We start from the raw sequence: 7313 nt of genomic DNA, 5'->3' as shown, positions 1-7313 counted from the left end.
GGCCGCGCGCGGCCTGACGGCCGCGGGTCCTGCCGTTTATGCCTACTACAACGATCCCTTTACGCCCGGTTTTCTGCGGCGCAACGAGGTCCTCATCGACGTCCAGGGGCCCTGAAGCACGCGAAGCGAGCGTCGATCGCTCCTGCAGCTCGGCAGATGTGTCGAGACCGTTCGTTGTCGTTGTCGTAATCGACCATGGATACGACAACGACAACGACAACGACAACGGCTTGTCCGTGGCCACGCCGCCTCGTCGCGCCTCCCCGGACACCGCGCCGGACGCACTCTCGAGGCCGCTCAACACCGATCGCCGCGCTCGATGATCACGCCTACGTCCACGCCTTCGCCAACGGCGCCTGGCTTGCTTAGCGTGAGCCGCACCCAAGCAACGCCAAACTCATCGCGCAGGATGGCCGCGCAGCGCTCGGCGAGCGTCTCCACCAGCTCGAAGCGGCTCTCCGAGACGAATTGTTCCAGTCGTCGCGTGACGGCCTCGTAATCCAGCGCATCTTCGATGCGATCCGTGGCCGCACCGCGCGCGATGTCGCTTGCCATCTCCAGATCCAGAACCACGGGGCGCCGGATGCGCTTCTCCCAGTCGTGGATGCCGATGGTGGTGTCGATCTTCAGGCCGCGAATGAACACGGTATCCATGCTAGACCGCGTCCGCCGGTGCATGTGATGGCTCCGTGCGGTCCGTGTGAACGCGGTCCGGGATGTTGTTTTTCTTCATTTGGGATCAGCTCAATCCGAAGGTTTCGTTCTCGTCGATTCCGCGAACGCGGCGAAGCGCCGACATCCCGGGATCGACAACTTGCAGTCGTCTTCTTCCGCTGACCGGAGGTGCGGCGGCATCGTTTTCGACTCGGCGATCGCGGAAACGGCGCTTCACACGCGTTGGCGGGTCGGCCTGAAGGCGGCCGCCGGCACGGCCTGTCGTCCGCTTGACCTGCATCGGCTTCCCATGTCCAATTGCGGCCCATGATTACAGCCTCGCTCCTCATCGTTGCGGCCTACCTGCTGGGCTCGGTCTCCAGCGCCATCATCGTCTGTCGTCTGATGGGTCTGCCCGATCCGCGCACGCAGGGGTCCAACAATCCAGGTGCGACCAACGTGCTGCGCATCGGCGGCAAGAAGGCCGCTGCGATCACGCTGGTCGGCGATAGCCTGAAGGGACTGATCCCGATGGTGGTCGGTCATCTCCTCGGCGCCGGTCCGGCGGTGCTGGCAGGCATCGGTTTGGCCGCCTTCATCGGTCACCTCTACCCCGTCTTCTTCGGGTTCCGCGGCGGCAAGGGTGTCGCGACCGCCCTGGGCGTGCAGATCGGGCTCTTCTGGCCGATCGGTCTCTCGGTGGCCGCCATCTGGCTGTTCGTCGCCAAGGTGCTCAAGATCTCCTCCCTGTCCGCCTTGATCTCCATGGCCCTCGCGCCCGTCATCGTGTGGGTCTTCTGGCCCGACAACGCATTGATCGGGATGCAGCTCATCATCACAGGCCTGCTCTTCTGGCGGCACCGCAGCAATATCCGAAACCTGATCACGGGCACCGAAGACCGTATCACCCGCTAAACCGAGTCTCGTGCCATATGGCCTGTTGTCGCGTTGTGTCGACGTCGGACGATGTGCTCAAGGTTGGAGTCGACGCGGTTTAGGATAAAAAACAAAAAGTAACGGAGCAGAAATCGGTTGGGCACTGACTAATCGTTGTCGTTGTCGCAATCGTAATCGACAACGACCACGACCACCGTGGCAAAGGTATTCGCTCGTCGAGTCCAACATCCGCCGAAGGTTGGTTATGCCTCACACGGCTTGGCGTAACGGTTTCCGAAATTTCCCTAAACTGCGTCCGCTCCGATGTCTGCGGGAAGCGCAACGCTTCGATTCACCAAGAACGCCGCATATCTTGAAGAGACGCAGTTTAGTTTAGCTGACCAAACGCGTGGTGGCGCCGAGCTGCGGCTCGTCGGGCGGGCTGAACCAGCTCAGCTTCTCGCGTAGCTTCACGACCTCGCCGACGATGATCAGGGTCGGCGGCTCCGGAGGATCGGCGTCCACCAGCTCCACGATGGTCTCGAGCGTGCCCGAGTAAACGCGCTGCAGGTGCGTCGTCCCCTGCTGGATCAGCGCGATGGGCATCTGCGGCGAGACGCCGTGTGCGATCAACTGGTCCACGATGATCGGCAGACCCGCAAGGCCCATGTAGAAGACCACCGTTTGGCTCGGCTGCGCGAGTGCGCCCCAGTTGAGGTTCATGGTGCCGTCCTTGAGATGGCCGGTCACGAAGGTCACGGATTGGGCGTAGTCGCGGTGGGTCAGGGGGATGCCGGTGTAGCTCGCGCAGCCTGCGGCCGCCGTGATGCCGGGCACGACCTGGAAGGGCACGCCCTGCGCGGCGAGGGTGTCGATCTCTTCCCCGCCGCGTCCGAAGATGAAGGGATCGCCGCCCTTCAGGCGCAACACGCGATGCCCATCCTTGGCGAGATCGGCGAGCAATTGGTTGATCTCCTCCTGTCGCATGGCGTGGTGGTTGCGCTGTTTGCCGACGTAGATGCGGCGAGCGTCGCGGCGCGTCATCTCGAGGATGGGCTCGGCGACCAGGCGGTCGTAGACGACGACATCGGCCTGTTGCATCAAGCGCAGCGCGCGGAAGGTCAGCAGATCCGGATCACCGGGGCCGGCGCCGACGAGGTAGACCTCGCCCATATCGGATTCGAGTGCATCGTCGGCCAATTCGCGCTCGATGACCGCCTCGGCCTCGGCGAATTGCCCTGCGAAGATGCGCTCCGCCACCGCGCCTTCCAGCACCCGATCCCAGAATCGACGCCGATCGGGCAGGGCGCTGAAACGCTCCTTGACTCGGTCGCGATAGCGGGCGCAGAGCTCCCCGAGCCGGCCGTAGCCGGCCGGGATGATGGATTCGAGTCGAGTCCGCAGAAGCCGCGCCAGCACGGGCGACGCCTTGCCGGTGGAGATCGCCACCACGACGGGCGAGCGATCGACGATCGAGGGCAGGAGAAAGGTGCAGGCATCCGGATCGTCGACGACATTCACCGGGATGTCGTGCTCGCCGGCGAGCTCGGCGATGCGCCGGTTCACCAGACGGTCGTCCGTTGCTGCGATCACGAGCCGGTTGCCGAGGATATCGCGGGGCTCGAAGCGTCTCGCGACGTGACGGATCTCGCCTGCATCCGCCCGTTGGCGCAGCGCGTCGAGCAGGTCGGGTGCCACGACGCTCACCGCGGCGCCCGCACGGAGCAAGCTGCCGACCTTGCGTGCCGCAGTCGCGCCGCCGCCTACCACTAAACAGGGTTTGGCCCTGACGTCTTGAAAGATCGGAAGGAAATCCATGGTCATGATCGGTATCAGGAACCCATGAGGGTCGTTGAGTTGCTCGTCAAAAGTCCTTAATATACTTAAATACTTAGGTTTGTGGTAGGACGATTGATGTGATCAACGAGATCGACTCCGAATCCCTGCACGGCCGTATTGCGGGCGGCGAGGACGTTTTGCTTGTGGATATTCGCACCCCGGCCGAGATCGCCCAAGGCGCGATCCCAGGCGCCATGCAGGTTCCGATGCACCTGATTCCAATTCGAATCAGCGAGTTGCCTAAAGATCGCGATGTCGTTCTCTATTGTCGCAGCGGTGCACGCTCCTATCAGGCGTGCGCCTACATGCTGCAGCAAGGATACGACCGTGTCCTGAATCTGCGCGGGGGGATCATCGCGTGGGCGCGGCATGGTTACCCGATTGCCTGAGTCGTCGACAGCCTGGAATCGCGGCGGTCGCGACCGCCCCGTCGCGGCTTTGAAGACAGCTCTCGGCACCTTGCCTTTTTGGCCTGTTTCGCCTATAAAACCGAATTCTCGTGTCTACTGATATTCTAAAACAGCACCCGACCGGAGGTACTCCATGGCAGATTTTGACCAAGAGCTCGACGCCAGCGGCCTGAATTGCCCGCTCCCGATTTTACGCGCGAAGAAGACGCTGAACGCGATGGATTCCGGCCAGGTGCTGCATGTTGTCGCCACCGATCCGGGTTCGGTCAAGGATTTCGATGCCTTCGCCAAGCAGACCGGCAACGAGCTGATGGAATCGAAGGAAGACGGCGGCAAATTCCACTTCCTGATCAAGAAGGGCTGACGGCCCGAGCCGTCTCGCTGAAACAAATCAACCCGTGAGCCGATCGACCCGCGAGCCGATCGACCAGCGAGGAGGACACGATGGAAGAAAAGAAACTCGCCATTATCGCCACGAAAGGCTCTCTCGACTGGGCCTATCCCCCCTTTATCCTGGCTTCGACCGCATCCGCGCTCGGATACGAGACACAGATCTTCTTCACCTTCTACGGGCTTCAGCTCCTGAAGAAGAAGCTCGCCCTCGAGGTGACCCCGCTCGGCAACCCCGGAATGCCCATGCCGATGGGCATGGACAAGTGGTTCCCCGTTCTGGGTCTGACCCTGCCCGGTATGCAGGGGATGATGACCTCGATGATGAAAAAGAAGATGAAGGACAAGGGCGTGGCCAGCGTGGAAGAGCTGCGTGATCTCTGCCAAGAGGCCGAGGTCAAGCTGATCGCCTGTCAGATGACGGTCGACCTGTTCGATATGAACCAGGCCGAGTTCATCGACGGTGTGGAATACGCGGGCGCGGCGGCTTTTTTCGAGTTTGCCGGACAAAGCGACATCTGTCTCTACATCTGAAGCGCCCCGCGCCTCGCGCGCGGGTCTCGCCTTGTGCGTATCCGGGACGCCGTTGCGTCGCACCGGGTTTGCAACGAAGAACGCCGCCCCACGGCGGCGTTTTTCGTATGGTCCCTTCTGTATTCTGTCCCGGCCGTCGCGGCGTCTTTGGATGTCCGCGACGATTCGTGTCCTTCAGTGCTACAAGGATCCCCCGGCACTCGGCTTGATCGCGTCCAGACCCAGATGCTGAGGCGATTTCCAGGAATCAACATCCCAACTGCGCAGAGGATCGGCCGGCATTGACGCCGAGACGCCGCTTCGCGACGTTGCTTCCGGCCGATCGGATGTGCAAGGAAGGATCGACATGTCGATGCACATTCAGGTGCACCTCAGGTTCCTTCAGCTTGTGCGGGCATGCGCAGTCGGGATTCTGATGTCCGGAAATCACCTGAGCTCCGAGTGGGGCTAACGGTGAGTGCAGCTCGAAACGTTTATCGCGACACGGTTTGGCGGTTTAGAAGGCCTTGACGATCTCGAGTCCGATGAGGTGGGCGTCCATCTCGTAATCGCCGTCGATCGCATCGGTCCCGTTGATGTCTCCTCCGCGGTAGGGCGTGTCGCTGCTGATCGTTCGATCATTCGCCTTGACGTACATGTATCCCGCTTCGATCGAGAGGCCGTCGGCGAGCCGATGTGCGACACCGATGCCGAAGAGGTGGCGGTCGTTGTCCGGGACGCGTGCACTGAAATGGGCGTCCTCCTGCCCGGTCTCGTCGTAGGAGTAGCCGAAGCGAAGCTGCGTATCCGGCAGGACTTGATAGGTGACGCCGAGTCGGTAAGCGTTGCTGTCGTTCCAGTCGTTCGTATCGGTAAAGATGGTCTCCCCCGTTTGCGTGCCTTTGACCTCGAGCTTGCTGAAGGCGCTCCAGCCCGTGCGCGTCCAGTCGATCTCGACGGCCAAGGCTTCGGTGACGGCATAGCGTGCGCCGAGTTGTAGGCGCCAGGGCAGGTCGACATCCACCTCGGCGTTCTGTCCGGGCGGAAGCCGGCCGATCGCGACCAGGGTTTGGCTCAAGGGTTGGTAATCCCCTTCGAGGCCGACGGTTGCGCCGGAGCGAAAGGCGGCGCCGAAGCTCCATGCCTCGTGACGATAGAGTGCGCTCAGGTTGAAGCCGAGATCGGCTCCGTCGCCGCTGAGTCGTCCTGCGGTCGAGTCGAGCTGGGCGTTCTTCACCCAGTAGATATCCAGGCCGCCGGACAGGCTCAGATTCTCGTTGACGCGATAGGTGGCGGTCGGGGAGAAGTCGAGGATCTCGAGCTTGCTCGCGGTGGGTTGCCCGCGCGGCACGTTCGGATCCAGCGGCGGCGGCACCGGTATGCGCACGGTGCCGCTCAGCGCGGGGAAGGTTCCGTCCTCCCAGCGGGTCTCGAGCCCGAAAGGGGCCGTGATCCCCAGACCGATGCGCCAATCCTCGTTGACCCGTAGTGCGGCCTGGATCATCGGCGCCGCTGTCCACTCCGCGCCCTGGCTGTCGTGTTGCCCCGAGGCCGTCCGAACGCTGAAGTTGGGGTTGATCAGGAGTGCGCCCAGGGCAACGCTCGACGTCTCGTGAAATCCCATGGCGGCCGGGTTGTAGGCGAAGGCGCCGGTCTCTTCGGGATTCGCGACCAAGGCGTTTGCCAGTCCGATGCCGGCCGTCGAGATCTCCGGGAGTGAAAAGCCTGCGGCGAGCGATTCACCGGCAGCGACGAAGGCCCCGGCAGCGAAGGCGGTCGCAATGGCACGAGCGATCTGTTGGTTCATGCGGGAGACTCCTCGTCGTGTGGGTATCCGTTGTTTTTCTGCGCCGCACTTTAGGTGAAGATGTCACACTTATCCAGAGGTTGTTGCGGAAAAACTTTGGTGACCGTCATGACCCCCCATGCCCGTGTTTACCGCCTCTGTTGAGACGATATACGCTGATCCCGCAAAGCTACCCGCGCATCGCATGATTGTGATATAAATCGGTCTTATTTCGCTGTCGTCATCTCGACGTGGTCTACGGATGGCAGATCGCAGACTCCAGGTTTTTCATACGGTCGCTCGGCTGCTGAGCTTCACCAAGGCTGCCGAAGTGCTGCATATGACGCAGCCCGCCGTCACCTTTCAGGTCCGTCAGTTGGAGGAGCACTTCAACACGCGCCTGTTCGACCGAACGCACAACCGGATCAGCCTCACCGATGCGGGCAAAACGGTCTTCGGCTCGGCGGACCGCATCTTCGAGCTGTATTCCGAAATGGAGAATGCGGTTCGCGAGATCACCGGCGAGATCAGCGGTTCGCTGGCGATCGGTGCAAGTACGACCATCGCCGAGTACATGCTCCCGACACTTCTCGGTGACTTCAAGGGGCGCTATCCGGATGTGATCATCCACCTCAAGGTCTCCAACAGCGAGGGGGTGGTCTCCATGGTGGAGAACAACACGATCGACCTTGGTGTGGTGGAGGCCCCCGTCGCTAACAAGAATCTGGTCGTGGAGTCCTGCAAGCGCGACAAGCTGGTGGCCATCGTCCCCCCTAGCCACCCGCTGGCAAAGCTCGGCTACGTCACCTTTGCGCACCTGATCCAGTACCCTTTCATTTGCCGGG

8 protein-coding genes are annotated in these 7313 nt (G+C 62.0%); 5 read left to right on the top strand and 3 right to left on the bottom strand.

From position 1 onward, the window contains the following. Positions 1-297: 297 nt before the first annotated feature. Positions 298-654: a dihydroneopterin aldolase gene (folB, locus tag VLR48_RS15670; RefSeq protein WP_325292687.1), complete on the bottom strand. Its 357-nt coding sequence runs from the start codon at positions 652-654 to the stop codon at positions 298-300. Positions 655-981: 327 nt separating this feature from the next. Here folB and plsY point away from each other — a divergent pair, with 327 nt between their 5' ends. After that, entirely contained in the window at positions 982-1569 is a 588-nt protein-coding gene (gene plsY, locus VLR48_RS15665) for a glycerol-3-phosphate 1-O-acyltransferase PlsY (protein ID WP_325292686.1), read from the top strand. Positions 1570-1923: 354 nt separating this feature from the next. Here the strand turns inward: plsY and cysG are convergent, their stop codons facing one another. After that, entirely contained in the window at positions 1924-3348 is a 1425-nt protein-coding gene (cysG, locus tag VLR48_RS15660) for a siroheme synthase CysG (RefSeq protein ID WP_325292685.1), read from the bottom strand. A 98-nt stretch (positions 3349-3446) separates the two neighbouring features. On the opposite strand from cysG, the gene VLR48_RS15655 reads away from it, so the two are divergent. The 3 genes from VLR48_RS15655 to dsrE2 all read left to right on the top strand — a co-directional run bounded on the left by VLR48_RS15655 (position 3447) and on the right by dsrE2 (position 4703). Next, positions 3447-3758, top strand: a complete 312-nt coding sequence (locus tag VLR48_RS15655) for a rhd_2599 family sulfurtransferase (RefSeq protein WP_120799474.1) — start codon at positions 3447-3449, stop codon at positions 3756-3758. Positions 3759-3912: 154 nt separating this feature from the next. Further along, a complete protein-coding gene (locus VLR48_RS15650; protein WP_120799473.1) occupies positions 3913-4143 on the top strand; it encodes a sulfurtransferase TusA family protein in 231 nt (76 codons plus the stop codon). An 80-nt stretch (positions 4144-4223) separates the two neighbouring features. Then, positions 4224-4703 carry a sulfur carrier protein DsrE2 gene (gene dsrE2, locus VLR48_RS15645; RefSeq protein ID WP_093034998.1) on the top strand — a complete coding sequence of 160 codons (480 nt, stop codon included), beginning with the start codon at positions 4224-4226 and terminating at the stop codon, positions 4701-4703. 496 nt (positions 4704-5199) lie between these two features. On the opposite strand, the gene VLR48_RS15640 is transcribed toward dsrE2, so the two are convergent. Beyond that, positions 5200-6489 carry an OmpP1/FadL family transporter gene (locus VLR48_RS15640; RefSeq protein WP_325292684.1) on the bottom strand — a complete coding sequence of 430 codons (1290 nt, stop codon included), beginning with the start codon at positions 6487-6489 and terminating at the stop codon, positions 5200-5202. Between the two features lie 241 nt (positions 6490-6730). On the opposite strand from VLR48_RS15640, the gene VLR48_RS15635 reads away from it, so the two are divergent. Beyond that, on the top strand, positions 6731-7313 hold a 583-nt coding region (locus VLR48_RS15635; protein WP_325292683.1), incomplete at its 3' end, for a LysR family transcriptional regulator.

This window comes from Thiocapsa sp. (assembly GCF_035467215.1).
In the GTDB taxonomy this organism is placed as follows: domain Bacteria; phylum Pseudomonadota; class Gammaproteobacteria; order Chromatiales; family Chromatiaceae; genus Thiocapsa.
This window is presented reverse-complemented; position numbering and strand designations above follow the sequence as displayed.

Coding starts and splice junctions, on each gene's coding strand:
- folB (WP_325292687.1), bottom strand. CDS start 654: ATGGATACCGTGTTCATTCGCGGCCTGAAGATCGACACCACCATCGGC.
- plsY (WP_325292686.1), top strand. CDS start 982: ATGATTACAGCCTCGCTCCTCATCGTTGCGGCCTACCTGCTGGGCTCG.
- cysG (WP_325292685.1), bottom strand. CDS start 3,348: ATGGATTTCCTTCCGATCTTTCAAGACGTCAGGGCCAAACCCTGTTTA.
- VLR48_RS15650 (WP_120799473.1), top strand. CDS start 3,913: ATGGCAGATTTTGACCAAGAGCTCGACGCCAGCGGCCTGAATTGCCCG.
- dsrE2 (WP_093034998.1), top strand. CDS start 4,224: ATGGAAGAAAAGAAACTCGCCATTATCGCCACGAAAGGCTCTCTCGAC.
- VLR48_RS15640 (WP_325292684.1), bottom strand. CDS start 6,489: ATGAACCAACAGATCGCTCGTGCCATTGCGACCGCCTTCGCTGCCGGG.